Source organism: Streptomyces phaeochromogenes (assembly GCF_001418655.1).
Classification (GTDB): Bacteria; Actinomycetota; Actinomycetes; order Streptomycetales; family Streptomycetaceae; genus Streptomyces; species Streptomyces phaeochromogenes.
This window is the reverse complement of sequence record NZ_LIQZ01000036.1, coordinates 47,419-66,317: the sequence shown is the minus strand read 5'-3', so window position 1 is coordinate 66,317 and position 18,899 is coordinate 47,419. Positions and strand designations below refer to the sequence as shown.

The 18,899-nt window shown below is 70.3% G+C and carries 15 protein-coding genes and 1 pseudogene; 10 read left to right on the top strand and 6 right to left on the bottom strand.

Annotated elements, in window-relative coordinates:
* On the top strand, window positions 1-2,555 hold a 2,555-nt coding region (locus tag AOK17_RS05545; protein WP_055611168.1), incomplete at its 5' end, for an ATP-binding protein.
* A 58-nt stretch (window positions 2,556-2,613) separates the two neighbouring features.
* Here AOK17_RS05545 and AOK17_RS05540 read toward each other — a convergent pair.
* The 3 genes from AOK17_RS05540 to panB form a co-directional block, all read right to left on the bottom strand.
* Window positions 2,614-3,447 carry an ABC transporter permease gene (locus tag AOK17_RS05540; RefSeq protein ID WP_055611167.1) on the bottom strand — a complete coding sequence of 278 codons (834 nt, stop codon included), beginning with the start codon at window positions 3,445-3,447 and terminating at the stop codon, window positions 2,614-2,616.
* Window positions 3,444-4,469 (bottom strand): ATP-binding cassette domain-containing protein, encoded by a 1,026-nt coding sequence (locus AOK17_RS05535; RefSeq protein WP_055611166.1) that lies wholly within the window; start codon window positions 4,467-4,469, stop codon window positions 3,444-3,446. Before AOK17_RS05535 ends, AOK17_RS05540 begins: the two co-directional genes overlap by 4 nt.
* 164 nt (window positions 4,470-4,633) lie before the next feature.
* Window positions 4,634-5,500 carry a 3-methyl-2-oxobutanoate hydroxymethyltransferase gene (panB, locus tag AOK17_RS05530; protein WP_055611165.1) on the bottom strand — a complete coding sequence of 289 codons (867 nt, stop codon included), beginning with the start codon at window positions 5,498-5,500 and terminating at the stop codon, window positions 4,634-4,636.
* A gap of 205 nt (window positions 5,501-5,705) precedes the next feature.
* On the opposite strand from panB, the gene AOK17_RS05525 reads away from it, so the two are divergent.
* The 6 genes from AOK17_RS05525 to AOK17_RS05500 all read left to right on the top strand — a co-directional run bounded on the left by AOK17_RS05525 (window position 5,706) and on the right by AOK17_RS05500 (window position 12,437).
* On the top strand, window positions 5,706-7,280 hold the full coding sequence (locus AOK17_RS05525; protein ID WP_079052807.1) for an MFS transporter: 1,575 nt from the start codon (window positions 5,706-5,708) through the stop codon (window positions 7,278-7,280).
* A gap of 163 nt (window positions 7,281-7,443) precedes the next feature.
* A complete protein-coding gene (locus tag AOK17_RS05520) occupies window positions 7,444-8,073 on the top strand; it encodes a TetR/AcrR family transcriptional regulator (protein WP_055611163.1) in 630 nt (209 codons plus the stop codon).
* Between the two features lie 208 nt (window positions 8,074-8,281).
* Window positions 8,282-9,319 (top strand): endonuclease/exonuclease/phosphatase family protein, encoded by a 1,038-nt coding sequence (locus AOK17_RS05515; protein ID WP_055611162.1) that lies wholly within the window; start codon window positions 8,282-8,284, stop codon window positions 9,317-9,319.
* An 88-nt stretch (window positions 9,320-9,407) separates the two neighbouring features.
* Window positions 9,408-10,625: an MFS transporter gene (locus AOK17_RS05510; protein WP_055611161.1), complete on the top strand. Its 1,218-nt coding sequence runs from the start codon at window positions 9,408-9,410 to the stop codon at window positions 10,623-10,625.
* Between the two features lie 238 nt (window positions 10,626-10,863).
* On the top strand, window positions 10,864-11,613 hold the full coding sequence (locus AOK17_RS05505; protein ID WP_055611160.1) for a DUF998 domain-containing protein: 750 nt from the start codon (window positions 10,864-10,866) through the stop codon (window positions 11,611-11,613).
* Window positions 11,610-12,437, top strand: a complete 828-nt coding sequence (locus AOK17_RS05500; RefSeq protein ID WP_055611159.1) for an alpha/beta fold hydrolase — start codon at window positions 11,610-11,612, stop codon at window positions 12,435-12,437. Before AOK17_RS05505 ends, AOK17_RS05500 begins: the two co-directional genes overlap by 4 nt.
* A gap of 61 nt (window positions 12,438-12,498) precedes the next feature.
* Here the strand turns inward: AOK17_RS05500 and AOK17_RS05495 are convergent, their stop codons facing one another.
* The 3 genes from AOK17_RS05495 to AOK17_RS05485 form a co-directional block, all read right to left on the bottom strand.
* Complete coding sequence (locus AOK17_RS05495) at window positions 12,499-14,439, bottom strand: S53 family peptidase (RefSeq protein ID WP_055611158.1); 1,941 nt, start codon at window positions 14,437-14,439, stop codon at window positions 12,499-12,501.
* A 277-nt stretch (window positions 14,440-14,716) separates the two neighbouring features.
* Window positions 14,717-15,340: a DUF305 domain-containing protein gene (locus tag AOK17_RS05490; RefSeq protein WP_055611157.1), complete on the bottom strand. Its 624-nt coding sequence runs from the start codon at window positions 15,338-15,340 to the stop codon at window positions 14,717-14,719.
* 5 nt (window positions 15,341-15,345) lie between these two features.
* Window positions 15,346-16,014, bottom strand: coding sequence for a thioredoxin-like domain-containing protein (locus tag AOK17_RS05485; RefSeq protein WP_055611156.1), 669 nt, complete (start codon window positions 16,012-16,014; stop codon window positions 15,346-15,348).
* A gap of 342 nt (window positions 16,015-16,356) precedes the next feature.
* Between AOK17_RS05485 and glnA the strand changes: the two genes are divergently transcribed.
* The 3 genes and pseudogenes from glnA to AOK17_RS05470 form a co-directional block, all read left to right on the top strand.
* Window positions 16,357-17,718 (top strand): type I glutamate--ammonia ligase, encoded by a 1,362-nt coding sequence (gene glnA, locus AOK17_RS05480; RefSeq protein ID WP_055611155.1) that lies wholly within the window; start codon window positions 16,357-16,359, stop codon window positions 17,716-17,718.
* A gap of 293 nt (window positions 17,719-18,011) precedes the next feature.
* Window positions 18,012-18,227 (top strand): DUF6243 family protein, encoded by a 216-nt coding sequence (locus tag AOK17_RS05475; RefSeq protein WP_206190682.1) that lies wholly within the window; start codon window positions 18,012-18,014, stop codon window positions 18,225-18,227.
* A gap of 529 nt (window positions 18,228-18,756) precedes the next feature.
* A pseudogene (locus tag AOK17_RS05470) lies at window positions 18,757-18,897 on the top strand (VapC toxin family PIN domain ribonuclease); the annotation flags it as partial.
* Window positions 18,898-18,899: the final 2 nt, after the last annotated feature.

Below are 18,899 nucleotides of genomic sequence, written 5' to 3'. Positions count from 1 at the left end.
AGATGTGTCTAAGAGCCAGCCTCCGCCCCGCGCCCCTCGGCAACCTCCGCGCCCGGCTCACCTCCTTCGTGGGCCGGCACACCGACCTGGAGACCATCCGCGGGGACCTCGGATCCGCCCGCCTCGTGACACTGCTGGGGCCGGGCGGGGCCGGCAAGACCCGGCTCTCCCAGGAGGCCGCCGAGAGCGTCGCCGCGTCCGTGCCCGACGGGGTGTGGCTGGCCGAACTCGCCCCCGTAGACGACCCGGAGGCCGTGCCCGAGGCCGTGCTCACCGCGGTCGGAGCGCGGGAGACCGTGCTGCGCGGCGCCGGCGCCGAGGAGATGCGGGCCGTCACCGACCGGCACGACGACCCCCTCACCAGGCTCACCGAGCACTGCGCCAACCGCCGCATGCTGATCGTCCTCGACAACTGCGAACACGTCGTGGACGCCGCGGCCCGCCTCGTCGAACAGCTCCTGGAACGCTGCCCCGGACTGACCGTACTGGCCACGAGCCGCGAACCCCTGGGCGTACCGGGGGAGTTGCTGCGGCCGGTGGAACCACTGCCCGAGCCCTACGCGCTGAAGCTGCTCGCCGACCGGGGCGCCGCGGCCAGGCCGGGCTTCCGGGTCGACGCCGACGCCGAAACCGCAGCGGCCGCCGCCGAGATCTGCCGGCGGCTCGACGGACTGCCGCTGGCCATCGAACTGGCCGCCGCCCGGCTGCGGATGCTCACCCCGCGGCAGATCGCCGACCGCCTCGACAACCGCTTCCGCCTCCTCACCTCCGGCAGCCGTACGGTCCTGCCGCGCCAGCAGACACTCCGAGCCGTCGTCGACTGGTCCTGGGACCTCCTCGACGCGGACGAACGGGACGTGCTGCGGCGGCTGTCCGTCTTCGCCGGCGGCTGCGACCTCTCCGCCGCCGAGGCCGTCTGCGGACCCGCCGCGCTGGACGCCCTCGGCTCGCTCGTCGACAAGTCCCTTGTGGTGGCGGCGCCTTCCGCCGTGGAAGGGGCCGACGGCGGGATGCGCTACCGGCTCCTGGAGACCGTCGCCGAGTACGCCGGACAGCGGCTGGACGAGTCCGGCGAGCGCCCCGCCGCCGAGCGCGCCCATCTCACCTACTACCGCGAACTCGCCCGCACCACCGACCAGAAGCTGCGCGGCCCCGGCCAGCGCGCGGCCATCGAACTGCTCCAGGTCGAGGGCGAGAACACCCGCGCCGCACTGCAGCACGCCGTCGCCGAACACGACGAACAGGAGGCGCTCTGCCTCGTCCTCTCCCTCGCCTGGTACTGGCAGATCCGCGACCTGCGCACGGCGGCCCGCAACTGGACCCGCGAGATCATGGCGCTCGGCCCCGACCCGTTCGCGCCGCCCGCCGAGCCCGCCGTCCCCATCTACGAACCGTGCACCGCGACTCCGCCACCGATGCGCCCCGAGGTCCTCGCCGAGGCCCGGCGCGGTGTCCACCTCCTCCATCTCGCCTGTATGGACCTGGAGTTGGAGACCTGGCAGACCCCGGAGGCCGAGGCGAAGCTGCTGGCCATCACCGAGACCTATCAGCCGGGGTTCCCGCAGGTCTGCCGCAACCCCGGTTTCCTCTGGTTCTACGCCGTGATGCTGACCGGCGACATGGACCGGCTGCGCGAGGTCATCGACGCGAGCGTCGCCACCTGCCGGGAGCTCGGCTACCAGTGGGAGCTGGCCGGGGCCCTGCACATGCGCGCCAACATCCTGGCCAACCGCGCCGACTGGGCCGGTGACGCGACGCGTGATGCGGACGAGTCGCTGGAGATCTTCGACCGTATCGGGGACGCCTGGGGCGCCGCCGAGGCGCTCTCCGCACGGGGCGAGGCCCGTGAACGCAAGGGCGAGTACCAACTCGCCGCGACGGACTACCGGGCGGCCATCACCCACGCCGAACGCCTCGGTGCCCACGCCCAGACGGCCATACTCACCACCCGCCTCGGCAGCGTGCTCATCGACTCGGGGGAGGCCGAGCGGGGCGAGCGGATGCTCCGCGACGTCCTGGAGCAGGGCCACGGAGCGCGCAACGAGGCGATGCCCGCGGCCCGGCTCTTCCTCGCGATGTGGCTCGGCCGCACAGGCCGGCTCGCCGAGGCCCGCACCCAGATGGACCGGATGCGTGTTGAGTTCGCCGCGGTCCACTTCGTGGTCTTCGACGGGTACGTTCTCGGGGTGGAGGCCTGGCTGAACGCCATGGACGGGCTGCACGACGAGGCGGTGACGCAGGTGCGGGGTGCCCTGCAGCGGGCACAGGACCCACTGAGCGTCATGATCTCGCCGAACATGATGTCGGCGCATCTGACCACCGCCGCCCTCGCGCTGTCCGGCGCCGACGGCGGACAGCGGGTGCGGGACGCGGCCCGCTGCCTCGGCGCCGCCGACGGGCTGCTGCCGTCCGGCCACTTCCGGTCCGCGATGGAACGCGATGTGCGGGAGCACGCCGAGACGGCCGTGCGCGCCGCCCTCGACGAGGCGGCGTACGAGGCCGCGTACGCGGAGGGCGGCGGCCTCTCCCCGGAGGAGGCCGCCGCCCTGGTCTGACGACGCGGATCGTGGACGTGCGGATCGCGGACGTGCCGTGGTCCGGCGAGCGTGAACGTCAGCTCTTGGTACGGAACTTGTGGATCGCGACCGGCGCCATCACGGCGGTGATCGCCACCGACCAGCCCAGGGTCACCCACAGGTCGTGCGCGACCGGGCCGCCCACCATCAGTCCGCGGGCCGCGTCGGCCAGCGTGGACAGCGGGTTGTAGTCGGTGAAGGCCTGCAGCCAGCCGGGCATCGAGGCCGTCGGCGCGAAGATCGACGAACCGAACTGCAGCGGGAACAGCACGAGGAATCCCATCGCCTGAACGGACTGTGCGTTCTTCAGGATCACGCCCAGGGTGAGGAACACCCACATGATCGACGAGGCGAACACCGCGGCCAGGCCCACGGCCGCGAACAGACCGGGCCAGCTGTTGATGTCGAACCCGACCAGGACGGCGACGATCATCAGCACGGTCGTCGCGAACAGCATGCGTACGAGTTCCACCGAGACCTTCGCGAACAGCACCGAGCCGCGCCCGATCGGCAGGGACCGGAAGCGGTCCATGACACCGGAGTTGAAGTCCTGGCTGAAGCCGGTGCCGACGCCCTGGGACAGCGTCATGCTCATCATCGCGATCATGCCGGGGATCACGTACTGCACGTAACCGTCCTGGCCGCCTCCCAGGGCCTGCCCGATCGAGCCGCCGAAGACGTACACGAACAGCAGGGTGAAGACGACCGGCATCAGCAGCGCGTCGAACATCGACTCGGGGTCCTGCCGGATCCACAGCAGGTTGCGGCGGACGAGGGCGCCGGTGTGGCGCAGATGGCCGCGCAGCGGGATCCGGCCGTCGTCCTTGATTTCGGCCTTGATGTCGGCGGGGGAAAGAGTGGTGGCGCTCATACGGCGACCTCCTGGAGGTCGGGGGCGGGCGTCTCGTCCTGCGGGGCACTGGCGCGGTGACCGGTGAGGGACAGGAACACCTCGTCCAGGCTGGGCAGTTCGGTGGTGACGGAGGAGATCGTGATGCCGCGCGCGATGACCGCGCCGACCACGGCGGTGAGCTGCTCGTCGCTGAGGATCGGGACCAGGACGGCACCGCGTTCGGTGTCCACGGTGCTGGCGGCGAGACCGGTGAGGCCCAGCTCGTCGAGCGAGGCGGCCAGGGGTCGCAGCTGCAGCGGATCGACCGGGCGGACCCGCAGGGTACGGCCGCCGACCTTCGCCTTCAGCTCCTCGATGGCGCCGCCCGCGATGACCTTGCCGTGGTCCACGACGGTCAGCTCGGAGGCGAGCTGCTCGGCCTCCTCCATGTACTGGGTGGTGAGCAGGACGGTGACCCCGTCGCCGACCATGCGCTTGATCTCGGTCCACACCTCGTTGCGGGTGCGCGGGTCGAGACCGGTGGTGGGCTCGTCGAGGAAGAGGACGGAGGGCTGCCCGATCATCGACGCGGCCAGGTCGAGGCGCCGCCGCATACCTCCGGAGTACGTGCTCGCCGGCCGCTTGGCGGCATCGGTGAGCGAGAAGCGCTCCAGCAGTTCGTCGGCACGGGCGCGGGCGTCCTTGCGCGGCAGGTCGAGGAGCCGGCCGATCATGTAGAGGTTCTCCCAGCCCGGGAGCTTCTCGTCGACGGAGGCGTACTGACCGGTGAGACCGATCACACGGCGCAGCTGCCGCGGCTGCCGTATGACGTCGTAGCCGGCGACGGTCGCCTGCCCGGAGTCGGGGGAGAGGAGGGTGGACAGGATGCGTACGAGGGTGGTCTTGCCGGCGCCGTTCGGTCCGAGCACACCCATCACGGTGCCCTCGCGGACGTCCAGGTCCACGCCGTCCAGTGCCTTGGTCTCGCCGTAGTGCTTGACCAGCCCCCGTACGGAGACGGCGGCGTTTCCGCCGCTGGGGTTCTTGTCGATTCGCGTCATGCCGCCAAGGTGTCAGCCCCCACCGACAAACCACCGACATCCCACCGACAGGCGCGATATGTCACCGACAGTCGCTTGCGCACCGACCGACAACCCGGCCCGCGCAGCAATGAGGCAGCCCGCCGACGGGGGAAGTTCGGCGGGCTGCCTGGTGCCACAGTGGACTAGTGGACGGAGTGCTCCTCCAGAGGGAACGTTCCGCCGACGACATCATCGGCGAACGCCTTAGCGGCATCGCCCATGACCTCACGCAGATTGGCGTACTGCTTCACGAACCGAGGCATCTTGCCCCCGGTCAGCCCGAGCATGTCCGTCCAGACCAGCACCTGCGCATCGGTGTCCGGCCCCGCCCCGATCCCCACGGTGGGAATGTGCAGCACCCGGGTCACCTCGGCGGCCAGCTCCGCGGGAACCAGCTCCAGGACCACCGCGAACGCGCCCGCGTCCTGGATGGCCTTGGCGTCCCGCAGAAGCTGCTGGGCGGCCTCCTCGCCGCGCCCCTGGACGCGGTACCCCATCGAGTTCACGGACTGGGGGGTGAGCCCGATGTGTGCCATCACCGGGATACCGGACTCCACGAGCAGCTCGATCTGCCGGTGCGACCGCTCGCCGCCCTCCAGCTTCACCGCTCCGACCCCGGCCTCCTTCACCAGCCGGGTCGCCGAGCGCAGCGCCTGCACCGGCCCCTCCTGGTAGGACCCGAAGGGCAGGTCACCGACGATCAGGGCGCGCGAGGTGCCCCGTACGACGGCGGCCGAGAGCATGGTCATCTCGTCGAGGGTGACGGGCACGGTCGACTCGTACCCGAGGTGGCAGTTGCCCGCCGAGTCGCCGACGAGCATGACCGGGATGCCGGCCTCGTCGAAGACGGACGCGGTCATAGCGTCGTACGCGGTGAGCATCGGCCACTTCTCGCCGCGCTCCTTGGCGGTGGTGATGTCGCGGACGGTGATGCGGCGTGTGCCCTTGCCTCCGTACAGCGCCCTACTGCTGCTGTCGGTGGTCGCCTGGGCAGCCGAAAGCTGCGTCATTGCAACGGCTCCTTCTGTCATCTCGAAGCGCCCTCACGGCGTCTCCGGATCCCCTCCATGGTGGCACCTCGTGCCAGGGAACGGCTAGAGGGGGCACCCGCTCCCCACGAGAGGGGGCACTCGCTCCCCACGGGCCCGTAAGGTCTCGGTAAAGGGTTTCAAATACGAGACGGTCTCGTATCGAATCTCCCCTAGGTTTTTCGGCATGACAACTCCCGCCGTCCCTGCCACCCGCATACCGGAAGCCGTGCACCGGCGCCGCTGGGCGATCCTCGGCGTCCTGATGCTGAGCCTGCTGATCGTCGTCCTGGACAACTCGATCCTGAACGTCGCGATCAAGACCATCTCGACGCCCGCCCCGACCGGCCTGGGGGCCACCCAGAGCGAGCTGGAGTGGGCCATCAACGCCTACACCCTCGTCTTCGCGGGCCTGCTCTTCTCCGCGGGCCTCCTCGGCGACCGGCTCGGACGCAAGAAGGTCCTGCTCGGCGGGCTCTTCGTCTTCGGTGTCGGCTCGGCACTCGCGGCCTCCTCCGGGACGCCGGTCGAGCTCATCTCGTTCCGCGCGGTGATGGGCCTCGGCGCCGCCTTTGTGATGCCGGCCACCCTCGCGGTCCTCATGAACGTCTTCGAGCGCGACGAGCAGCCGAAGGCCATCGGCATCTGGGCGGGCGGCGTCGGCCTCGCCATCGCCATCGGCCCGATCACCGGAGGCATACTCCTCGACCACTTCTGGTGGGGCTCGGTCTTCCTGATCAACGTGCCGATCGTGATCCTCGCCCTGGGCCTGATGATCTGGCTGGTCCCCGACTCCCGCGACCCGAAGCCGGGCCGGATCGACCCCGTGGGCGTCGTCCTGTCCGTCATCGGGCTCGTCCTGCTCGTCTACGGCATCATCAAGGGCGGCCAGCTCGCCGACTTCACGGACCCCACGGTCCTCGCGACCATCGGCGCCGGACTCGCCGTACTCGTCGGCTTCGTGGTGTTCGAGAAGCGCAGCAGCCACCCGTCGATCGACGTCACGTACTTCAAGGACAAGGTCTTCTCGTCGGCGATCAGCGCCATCGCGCTGGTGTTCTTCGCGCTGATGGGCGTCACCTTCTTCGCCGTCTTCTACACCCAGAGCGTGCGTGGCTACTCGCCGCTGCAGACCGGCCTGCTGATGCTGCCGCTGGCCGTCGCGCAGCTCGTCTTCGCGCCGCGCGCCCGGCTGGTCGTGGACCGCTTCGGCAACAAGGCCACCACCACCGGCGGCATGCTCCTGATCGCCGCCATGCTGGCCGCGTTCGCCGGTCTTGAGGCGGACACGCCGATCTGGATCCTTGAGGTCATCTTCTTCCTCATGGGCACCGGCATGGCGCACATCATGACGCCCACCAGCGTCGTGATCATGCAGGCCCTGCCCCGCGAGAAGGCGGGCTCCGCCTCCGCGCTCAGCAATACGTTCCGCCAGGTCGGCGGCGCCCTCGGTATCGCCGTACTCGGCTCGGTCCTGTCCGCCGCGTACCGCTCGGGCATCGAGGACAAGCTGCCCGCCGCCGCCCGGCACAGCGCGGGCGAGTCCATCGAGGCGACGCTCGGCTTCGCCGCGAAGCTCGGACCCGAGGGAGACGCCCTCGTCGGCCCGGCCAACGACGCCTTCCTGCACGCGATGCATGTCACGGCACTGTGCGGCGCGGGTGTCGCCCTCGTCGGCGCCGTGGTCGTCGGCCTGTTCCTGCCCGGCCGCACACCGGCCCCGGACGAGAAGGAGGCGGAGCTGGTGGGCGCGGACAAGTGAGCAGCGCGGACAACTGAGCTGCGCGGACGACTGAGCCGTACGGCAGGGATCCGGCCACCCGGGACGGCGAGTGACCGAACTCCCCGCGCACCGGGGAGAATCAACGGGGCAGCCGGCCGAACACGGGCGGCGGAACAGCGGGATTCGAGAGCGGAGCGAGGACGTGGGCGTCGCGGAGCAGGAGGCGGGGGCGGTCGGCGGAGGCGGAGCCGCCAGAGGACGCCCGCGCAGCGAGGCCGTCGAGCGCGCGATCGTCGAGGGCGTCATGAAGCTGCTGGAGGAGGGCATCCCGCTCGCGGACATCTCCATCGAGCGGGTCGCCCGCATCGCCGGTGTGGGAAAGGCCACCATCTACCGGCGCTGGAGCGGGCGCGAGGAACTCTTCTGCGACGTGCTGCGCACCGCCGAACCGCCCGACCCCGAACTGCCCGGCGTCTCCATGCGCGAGGACCTGATCATCCTGCTCGAATCGCTGCGGCAGCGCGGTCTGGCGAACCGCTCCTCGGCGATCATGCACAACGTCCACGCGCAGATGAAGAGCAGCCCCAAGCTGTGGAAGGTCTACCACTCGGCCGTCATCGAACCGCGCCGCCGGATGACGTTCGACGTGCTGCGCCGCGGCCAGCTCAACGGCGAACTCCGCGCGGACGTCGACGTGGAGCTGGCCAACGACCTCTTCGTGGGACCCATGCTCGTACGTGCCGTCATCCGCCCGGACGCCGGGCTGGAGGAGGGCCTGCCCGAGCGGATCGTCGACACGGTCCTGGCGGGACTGGGACCCGCCGCCTCCTGAACGCACCGGCAGAGGGCCGCCAACCCCCGCGGCAATGTGCGCGTTTCGTCACAGACCACCCCCATCGGGCCCGCAACCGGAACCCCTCACGTCGACTCTTTCGTCCTCGTGCCCATACGGCCGTCATGGCACGGCGAGAACAAACGCGATCATCCCCTAGGGTCTTAGGCGCAGGGATGGTGTGCACGGCACTTGGTGAGGCGACGGTATGGCGCAGGCGTACAAGACGGAGACGGGCAGCGGTGACCAGGGGTCCGACCGCAGAGAACCCCGGTTCCGGCGCCTGCTCTCCACCCTCCGCAACGACCGGGGCATCTGGCGCCGGGGCATCGTCCTCGCCGCGTTCGCCCTCGTGCTCTCCCTGGTCATGGGGCTGCACGCGCGGATCCCGAACACCATCGGCAACCTCGGCAGTCTCACCGAGACGTTCCTGCCCTGGCTGGCCGTCCTCATCCCGGTGCTGCTCGTCCTCGCGCTGGTCCGCAGGTCCGCGACCGCGCTGATCGCCGTGTTGCTGCCGGCGATCGTCTGGCTCAACCTCTTCGGCGGACTGCTCGCCGACCGCACCGGCAGTGGCGGAAATCTCACGGTCGCCACGCACAACGTCAACGCCGACAACCCGGACCCGGCCGGCACGGCCCGCGACGTGGCCGCGTCCGGCGCCGACGTGGTGGCCCTGGAGGAGCTGACGGCCTCGGCGGTCCCGGTGTACGAGCAGGCCCTGGACTCGACGTACAAGTACCACTCCGTGCAGGGCACGGTCGGCCTGTGGAGCAAGTACCCGCTGAGCCAGGCCGGGCCGGTCGACATCAAGCTCGGCTGGACGCGTGCGATGCGGGCCACGGTCACCGCGCCGGAGGGGAAGCTCGCGGTCTACGTGGCCCATCTCCCCTCCGTGCGGGTGAAGATGGAGGCCGGGTTCACCGCGCGCCAGCGCGACAAGAGCGCCGACGCGCTCGGTGAGGCCATCGCCGACGAGAAGCTTCCGCAGGTCGCCCTGCTCGGCGACCTGAACGGCACGATGAACGACCGCGCGCTGAACGCCGTCACCTCGCAGATGCGCTCCACACAGGGCGCGGCGGGCAGCGGCTTCGGGTTCAGCTGGCCCGCGTCGTTCCCGATGGCCCGGATCGACCAGATCATGGTCAAGGGCGTCGAGCCGGTCACCTCCTGGACGCTCCCGGAGACGGGCAGTGACCATCTTCCGATCGCCGCGCGCGTGAAGCTTGCGGCAACCGGCTCGTAACCCCTGGGAATACTGGGGCTGGGACGCTTTGTTCCGTAGATGAACATAAGCTGTACGGAACTCCGCTCACCCTTTGAAAGGCCCCCTCATGCCCCTGGCCCTGCTCGCCCTCGCCGTGGGCGCCTTCGGCATCGGCACCACCGAGTTCGTGATGATGGGCCTGCTGCCCGACGTCGCGGACGACCTGGGCATCTCGATCCCCAGCGCGGGACACCTGGTCTCGGCGTACGCGATCGGTGTCGTCATCGGCGCCCCGCTGCTCGCCGCGGTGACCGCGCGAATGTCCCGCCGCAAGGTCCTGATCGGTCTCATGGTGCTGTTCGTCGTGGGCAACACGCTCTCGGCCTTCGCCCCCGACCACCACTCCCTGCTCGCCGCCCGCTTCCTCAGCGGTCTGCCGCACGGCGCGTTCTTCGGCGTCGGAGCCGTTGTCGCCACCGGCCTGGTTCCCGCCGAGCGCAAGGCCCGCGCCGTCTCGATGATGTTCCTCGGCCTGACCGTCGCGAACATCGCGGGCGTGCCCGCCGCGACGCTGGTGGGGCAGAACCTCGGCTGGCGTGCCACGTTCCTGGGCGTCAGCGTGATCGGTCTTGTGGCCATCGCGTCGCTGGCGCTGGTGCTGCCGCGTGACGACTCTCATGCCCCCGCCGCCGGACTGCGTGGCGAACTGGCCGCGCTCAAGTCGCTGCCGGTGTGGCTGGCTCTGGGGACCACTGTCGCGGGATTCGGTGCGCTCTTCTCGGCGTACAGCTACATCACGCCGATGCTCACGGACTCCGCCGGTTACGCCGACTCCAGTGTGACGCTGCTGCTCGCGCTGTTCGGTGTGGGCGCGACCATCGGCAACCTGCTCGGCGGTCGCCTGGCCGACCGGTCGATGCGGGGCACGTTGTTCGGCGGGCTCGTCTCGCTGGTGGCGGTGCTGGCTCTCTTCCCGGTTCTCATGGGTACGGCCTGGAGTGCGGCCCTGGCCGTGGTGCTGCTCGGTATGGCGGCCTTCGTCACCAGCTCGCCGCTTCTGCTGATGGTCATGGAGAAGGCTTCCTCGGCCCCGTCCCTGGCCTCCTCCGCCAATCAGGCCGCGTTCAACCTCGCCAACGCCGGTGGCGCGTGGATCGGCGGCCTCACGCTGGCGGCGGGCTTCGGCACGACGTCGCCCGCGCTGGCGGGCGCGGGGCTTGCGGTTCTGGGTCTGGGGGTCGCCGTGGTCGCGTACGCGGTGGACCGCCGCCGGGTGACCGTCCGTGCCGGACGGGTTGTCGCCGGGGGTGTTCCGCGACCTGTGGAGACTGCCGCCCGTCGGTGACGTCCGGCGGTTGCCCGCGGGCCGGGGGTGGCCGGTCGCGCAGTTCCCCGCGCCCCTGAAAGCGGGCTGCGCCCTTGCTTTTCTCTTTGGGGCGACAGCCCCTGCTTTTAAGGGGCGCGGGGAACTGCGCGCTCAGCCCTCACCCACCTCAGGGGTGCGGGGAACGGCGCGACCAGCCCTCGCACCCCGCAGCCGACGAACATGCGAAACGCACCCCACGCCCCGATCATGGGCGTCAATGACCACGTCACGCACGGCCGTCGCCGCCCTCCTGGGCCTCGGCGCGCTCACCTACACCGCGTGGGCACTCGAAGCCGTCCTGACGACGGACCTCGCCCCCGCGCACACGTACGTGAGCGAACTGGCCGCCCGGAACCAGCCGCACGGCACCCTGTTCCGCACGGCGGACCTGCTCGCGGGCACCCTGGTGTGGGCCGCGGGCCTGCTGGCATCGCTTCGGCCGCCCTCCCCGGGGCGGTGGACCAGGGCCGGCTGGGTCGCACTCGTCCTCTTCGGCACCGCCACCGCCGTGGACTCCCGCCTGCCACTCAGCTGCGCACCCACCGCGGACCCGGAGTGCGCCGCACAGGAGCGCGCGGGCCTGCTGCCGTTGGCCCATTCCGCGCACTCCGTGAGCAGCACGGTCGCCCTGTGCGGCATCCTCGTCGCCATGGTGGCCCTCACCCTCAACGCCCGCCGGTACGCGCCCCGGGCGCCCCTCGCCCGCTCCGGCCCCGCCCTGGTGACGCTCGAACTGGCCGCCACCGTCTGGACGCTGGCCGCCATCGCCGCGCTGGAGGCGGGCCACGACGGCTGGGGCCTCGGAGTCGCCCAGCGCCTTCAGGTGGGCGTCATCGCGGTCTGGCTGGGCGTGCTGGCCGTCTCGTTCGTGCGCCCCACGACAGCCGGTACACCTCTTCGGAGCCGGGGCCTGGACGTGCGCGGCAAGGAACGGGTTGCGTCCGGTTCCGGAGACACCCGCCCATGACCTTCGTACGCATCCTCGGAGTCCCCCACCACATCCGCGTCGACGGCACCGGGCCCGTCTGCGTGCTCAGCGCCGGGCTGGGGATGGCGTGGTTCGACTGGGACCCGGTCGTCCCGCTGCTCGCCCCGCACCGCACGGTCGTCCGCTTCGACCGGCCGGGGCTCGGCCTCAGCGGCCACGCGCGCGCGTGGCCCACGCTCACCGGTGAGGCGGAGCGCATCGCGCGCGTGCTCGACGCCGCCGGGGTCGGGGCCGGTGTGCCCGCGACCCTGGTGGGGCACTCGCTCGCCGGGTTCCACTGCGAGGCGTTCGCCCGGCTGTTCCCGGAGCGGACGGCCGGGCTCGTGCTGGTCGACTCCAGCGTCGAGGAGGCGCCCCGGCCCAGGAGGGCCCCCGAGTTCGCGGACGCGTGCACGCGCGCGTGCGGCACGTTGCTGTCCACTGCCGGTGTCCCACGCGCGCTGGGCCCCTTCCTGCGGCGTACCGCGGTCCGGGCCGGACGGCACACGGGAGGTGACCCGGCCCCGTACGACCTCGTCCGCCGCGCCTACTCCACCAGCCGTTTCCTGCACGCCGTCCTCGCCGAGAACGGCCGCTACCGGGACCAGGCCGTCGAACTGGCCTCCCTGAGGGGACGGGTTCCGCTGGACGCGCTGCCCGTGACCGTGCTCGCGGCGTACGAGGGTGGCTCACGGCACTGGCTCGATCGGCAGAGAGTCCTCGCCGAGCGGCTCGGCGGAGTGCTGCGTGTATCTGCTCCAGCCGGTCATCTTGTGATGCTCGATCGTCCTCAGGATGTCGTGGACGCGATCCTGGGGACATGAGCGCGCCCGTCCCTCGTCGAGAAGATGGCGAGGGACGGGCGCCGAACACATGGGAAAAGCGTCAGCGACGGTATGACGTCACATAGCCGGGGGCGGGCGAACCCACCCCGGTGACGTCGTCGTAGCCCCGCACGGCCTTCAGCGAGCTGTCCTTGCCGAGGCTGCGGACGGAGGTCAGCAGACCCTCCGACGCGTCGAACGCGTTGACGAAGTCGACGCGCGCCACCGCGAGATCGCGGCCCGTCGGGCGGTCCGTGACGTCGTGGTAGAGCTTCGAGCCGTACCGGTCGTAGATCGCCGGGTTGGCGAAACCGATCGGGTGACCGCCGCGCTGCTGCTGGGCGAGCGCCTGGATGCCCGCGATGACGGGCGAGGCGAGCGAGGTGCCGCCGATGCGGTACTCGTCGTACTTCTGCGTTCCGTCAGGGAAGGTCTGCGACTGCCCGACCAGGAACCCGGTGTTGGGGTCGGCGATCGCGGAGATGTCCGGCACCGTCCGCATGGCCTGCTTGCCGTTCGCCTTCGCGAGCGCGGAGGGGACCACGCCACGCTGGTAGAACGGCTGCTTCACCGTCGCGCTGGTGCCGCCGCCCGCGCCCGAGGTGTACGCGCCCGGGAAGTCGGTCCAGCTCTTGCCGTCGTCCGACAGGGTGGCCCTGAGCGTGCCCCAGCCGGTCTCCCACTTGTACGTGTCGCCCTTGCCGACGGCCAGCGAGGTGCCGCCGACCGCCGTCACCCACGCCGAGTTGGCCGGGGTGTCGACCTGCTTCGTACCGGTGTTCGCGACCTCGTCGCCGTTGTCGCCGGACGAGAAGTAGAAGCCGATGCCCTCGATCGCGCCCAGCTGGAAGACCTGGTCGTAGGCGGCGGCGAGGTCCGGCGTCTGGTTGGCCTCGATGTCGCCCCACGAGTTGGAGACGATGTCGGCCAGATGACCGTCGACGATCTTGCCGAGCGAGTCGAGCAGATCGTCGTCGTAGCAGGACTCGGCGCCCACGTAGACGATGTTCGAGGCGGGCGCGACGGCGTGCACGGCCTCGACGTCGAGGGTCTCCTCGCCGTACCAGCCCGCCGCCCCGCACTCCTCGGTCCGCGTGTACTGCGTCGGCAGCACCTGGCTCAACTGCCCGCCGCGGTACGCCGCGTCGCCGTGCTTCGCCGCGTACGTGGCCGCGTCCGCCGCGATGGTCGGCGAGGCGTACGCGTCCGTGATCGCCACGGTCACGCCCTTGCCGGTCGCCCGGCCCGCCCCGTAGGCGGCCCGCAGCTGCTTGCCGGTGTAGCCCTTGACGGCGTACGGGATCTTCGTGCCGTACGCCTTCGGGAGCGTCGTCGCGGTCTTCGAGCCGTAGTACGAGGAGAACGGCCCGGCGTTGTGGAACACGGCGTCCGGCGGCGGCAGCGTGTCGGAGTGGTTCGCCTTGTGCGGGGCGTTGTCCAGGCCGGTGACGGTCAGGACGGCGCCGTTCAGGCCCGCGGGCGCCGAGGCGGTCTTCGAGGGCGCCCGGTAAGTCTTCTTGCCCTTGGCGTAGTTGTGCAGCTGGGTGCCGAACGCCTTCTCCGCGTCGGCCACTTCACCCGTCACCGAGAGGTAGTGCCGCGTCGTGTCCGTGACGGTCAGACCGGCCGACTTCAACCACGCGGTGACCTGGGCCACTTGGGCCTTGGTCGCGCCGAAGCGGGCGTCGGCCTGCCCCGCGCTCAGGTACTTCCCGTACGAGGCCGACGACGGGTCGGAGACGGCCTTGGCGTAGGCGCTCAGGCCCGCCGCGTCCCGGCCGGCGAGATAGACCCGGGCCGAGACCCGGGAGGCGTCCGCCGTGGCTCCCTTGTCCGCCTGGGCGGTGGCCCACAGCGGTTTGGTGCCCTGGAGCGTGTCGCGGCCGTCCGGGTCGGTCGACGCATGGGCCGCGGGTATGCCGAGTGCCAGCGCGCCGGCGAGCAGAGGCAGTGTCGCCGCCATGCTCACTCCGGCTCGCACCGCGGCTCGGTTGGATCTCATGGAGAACCCCCTAATGGATCTCTGGATGGGGGTCACTCTTGCGATGAACCATTCATGCCAGGGGAATGGCGGGGGCATGGCTGGGCCAAGAAGCGCCCAAGGAACCGCATGTGCAAAGGATTTGGGGCGCGATGCCCGACATAAAGCGGGTCGCGCCCCAGTGGCCTCCCGGCCGGGAGGCTTCCCGCCGGGCTCGGCTCGGAGGCTCAGCGCCGGGCGTAGGCCTGCGGCTTCGGAGCAGGCCTACGGACGTGGGCGCAGGCCTACAGGCTTGGGCTCAGGCCTGCGGCTTCGCGCCGCGCTTCTTCAGCAGGTCGGTGATGAGCTGCATCTCCGACTCCTGCGCCTGGACCATCCCCTGCGCGAGCCGTCGCTCGACGCCGACCTGGCAGCGCTCCACACAGCCCTTGGCCATGTGCACCCCGCCCATGTGGTGGGCGTACATGAGCTGCAGATAGCGGATCTCGGCGGCCTTGCCGTCGAGCTTGCCCAGCGACTCCATCTGGGCCGTCGTCGCCATGCCCGGCATCAGCGAGCCGTCCCCGGCGGACGGCATGCCACTCATGTCCATCCACGCCATCGGCTCCTCGGCCGACACCTTGGGCAGCTCCCACAGGTCCAGCCAGCCGAGCATCATGCCGCGCTGGTTGGCCTGCGTCTGCGCGATGTCGTACGCGAGACGGCGTACCTCTTCGTTCTTGGTCCGGTCGCGCACGATGTACGACATCTCGACGGCCTGCTGGTGGTGCACCGCCATGTCACGCGCGAAGCCCGCGTCCGCGGAGTCGGCCGCCGGGGCCTTCATACCGGAGTCGTCGCCGTCGGCGACCGCGTACGTGATCGCCCCGACCGCCACGACGACGGCCGCGGCGACTCCGGAGATCCAGCCGGCGAACCTCATCTTCCTCACTGCGACAGGCCGTTGGTGCAGGCGGCGCCCGGCTCGGGCGTCTGCTTGCCCTGGACGTACGTCTCGAAGAACTTGGCGGCGGCCGGGTCGCTCGCACTCGTCACCGTACGCTGATGGCCCCACGCGGAGAGCATGATCGGGTCCTTCTGGTCCTCGACCGGGCTCATCAGCGTGTACGGGGTCTTCTTGACCTTCTCCGAGAGCGCCTTCACGTCCGCGTCCGACGCCTTGCTGTTGTACGTCACCCAGACCGCGCCGTGCTCGAGCGAGTGCACGGCGTTCACGTTCTTGATCGCCTTGGTGTAGACGTCGCCGTTGCAGTTCATCCACACCTGGTTGTGGTCACCGCCGACCGGGGGCTCCATCGGGTACTTCACGTCCTTGGTGACGTGGTTCTGCGTGAGCTTGGTGCTCCACGTCTTCACCCCGTCCTTGCCCGTGACGAACTTCCCCGACGTCGACTTCGAGTCGCCCGACGCGCTGTCCTTGTCGTCGGACTGCGAGTTGATCAGGAACGCACCGCCGGCCACGAGACCGGCGACGACGATCACGCTCGCGGTGATCGTGAGGATCCGGTTGCGGCGCTCACGGGTCTGCTCGGCGCGCCGCATCTCCTCTATCCGCGCCTTGCGCGACTGGGACTCTGTCTTCTTGGCGGAACCCATGGGGTGGTCCTTCTGGGGAAAAGGGACAGTCAAGTGGTCAGCTGATCGTAGTGGGGGAGGAGTGGGTGTACGCGGGGAGGCCGGAGGAATGGCCAAATGAGGGTTTCGTCCCCTGCCCCGGAGACGGCAGTGGCCGGCCATTACATGTGTGGCACGCAACAGGCAAGATGGGCGTCAGAGCAGTACACCTGCCGTATGTCAGGCGTTCAGGCGGAGGTCGGCCGGGCGATCTGGGTCCGCAACGCGCATGAAATGCTGTTGTGGTGTGATGCGCAGGTGCCCGACCGCCTCCCTGGGACGGGAGCAGGCGGCCTGACCAGCAAGATTGGGTGGAAGCGGAAGATGGACAAGCAGCAGGAGTTCGTGCTCCGTACTTTGGAAGAGCGCGACATCCGTTTCGTACGCCTGTGGTTCACGGACGTGCTGGGCTTCCTCAAGTCGGTGGCCGTGGCCCCGGCGGAGCTGGAGCAGGCCTTCGACGAGGGCATCGGCTTCGACGGGTCGGCCATCGAGGGCTTCGCCCGCGTATACGAGTCCGACATGATCGCCAAGCCGGACCCCTCGACCTTCCAGGTCCTTCCCTGGCGTGCGGAGGCCCCCGGCACGGCCCGGATGTTCTGCGACATCCTCATGCCGGACGGCTCGCCGTCCTTCGCGGACCCGAGGTACGTGCTGAAGAGGGCCCTGGCCAAGGCCTCCGACCTGGGCTTCACCTTCTACACCCACCCGGAGATCGAGTTCTTCCTGCTGAAGGACAAGCCGGTCGACGGCTCGCGCCCGACGCCCGCCGACAACTCCGGCTACTTCGACCACACGCCGCAGAACGTCGGCATGGACTTCCGCCGCCAGGCGATCACCATGCTGGAGTCGATGGGCATCTCGGTCGAGTTCTCGCACCACGAGGGAGCCCCGGGCCAGCAGGAGATCGACCTCCGCTACGCGGACGCGCTCTCGACGGCGGACAACATCATGACGTTCCGCCTGGTCATGAAGCAGGTGGCGCTGGAGCAGGGCGTGAACGCGACCTTCATGCCGAAGCCGTTCTCGGAGCACCCGGGCAGCGGCATGCACACGCACCTCTCGCTCTTCGAGGGCGACCGCAACGCCTTCTACGAGTCGGGCTCCGAGTACCAGCTCTCCAAGGTCGGCCGCTCCTTCATCGCGGGCCTGCTGAAGCACGCGGCGGAGATCGCGGCGGTCACGAACCAGTGGGTCAACTCCTACAAGCGCATCTGGGGCGGCTCCGAGCGCACGGCGGGCGCCGGCGGTGAGGCCCCCTCGTACATCTGCTGGGGCCACAACAACCGCTCGGCCCTCGTCCGCGTCCCGATGTACAAGCCCGGCAAGACGGGCTCGGCGAGGGTGGAGGTCCGCTCCCTCGACTCGGGCGCGAACCCGTACCTGGCGTACGCGATGCTCCTCGCCGCCGGCCTCAAGGGCATCGAGGAGAGCTACGAGCTCCCGCCGGGCGCCGAGGACGACGTCTGGGCCCTCTCCGACGCCGAACGCCGCGCGATGGGCATCGAGCCGCTTCCCCAGAACCTCGGTGAGGCCCTGACCCTCATGGAGCGCAGCGACCTCGTCGCCGAGACCCTCGGCGAACACGTCTTCGACTTCTTCCTCCGCAACAAGCGCCAGGAGTGGGAGGAGTACCGCTCCGAGGTGACGGCCTTCGAGCTGCGGAAGAACCTGCCGGTGCTGTAAGCGCAGGTCAGCGAGGTATCCAGCTGACCAGCCGATTCGACACCTTGGGGCCGACGGTCGTGGACCGGCGGCCCCAAGGTGTCCTCCCGGAAGGAAACGGCCGACCCCAGACGCTCGCCGGGGCCCGGCCGATGCCGGGGCGGCGAAAAGGTTGGTGCGCGGGGCCGACGGAACCGGGTACCGTCTTTGTCATGTTCTTCCAGACGCCGATTTACGAGTGAGAGCGTGACGGGCCCCGCCCGTCCCCCACCGACGAAGCCGTAGATCATTTCACTTCATTACCGGGAGAACCCGTGACCGTGAGCAAGAACATCAACAATCCCGTGGGCATGGGCGGCGGCCAGCGCAAGAAGCAGTCCCGCGCCGAACGGCAGAACAACGGCCCGTACCGCAACCTCGACCGCCAGGGCGCCGCCGAACAGAAGGCGGAGCTGGTACGCAAGATGCGCGAGAAGGCCGCCGCAGCCGAGGGCGCCGAGCCGACGGGCGACGACACCACACAGAGCTGACACACCGCCGCCGCAGGGTCGGCGGCACCGCACGGGGCAGGGCCCGGACCGCGAGGCGCGGTCCGGGCCCTGCTGCCGTATCGGGGTTCTGGTGCCGTGGGGCGGAGCCTAGCCTCCGGACCGGCGAAGGCGACCGGACCGGGGTGGCCGCTACAGTCGCGGTATGGGTGGGGATCCAGTGGAGCGAACGCGGCCGTGCAAGTGGTGTGGTGTTCCGGTGCCGCAGCCGAGGGGTCGGTGGCGCAGGCGGCGGTTCTGCAGCAAGAGCCATCGTCGGCGGAACCGTGTCGTGTCGGCGATCATGAATGTTCTGGACGGCCTGTGACCGACGGCCTGCGACCGTCGGGCGGCGTGCTGCGACATCGGCCGCCTTGCGCCCGTGGTCTGCGCCTGGCTGGAACGCGGTGTCGAGCCGGCAGTCGTACGGCGCACGCTGACGGCCTCCCTGCCCCGGGAACTCGGCAATTCGGCCGGGCTCATGGCGCACCGTCCCGCCACGCTGCCACCGCCACCACGCTGCCATCGCCACCTGGTGGACGCGGTGAAGGGGGCACTTGCCGCCGAGTACGGCGCGGACGCCGTTCTGGCCCGGGACCTCCGCGACTTCCGGAACGTCCGTCCGCTCGGCGGCAGGCACACCCACTTCCGGATCCTCCCCGACGATCTCTGATC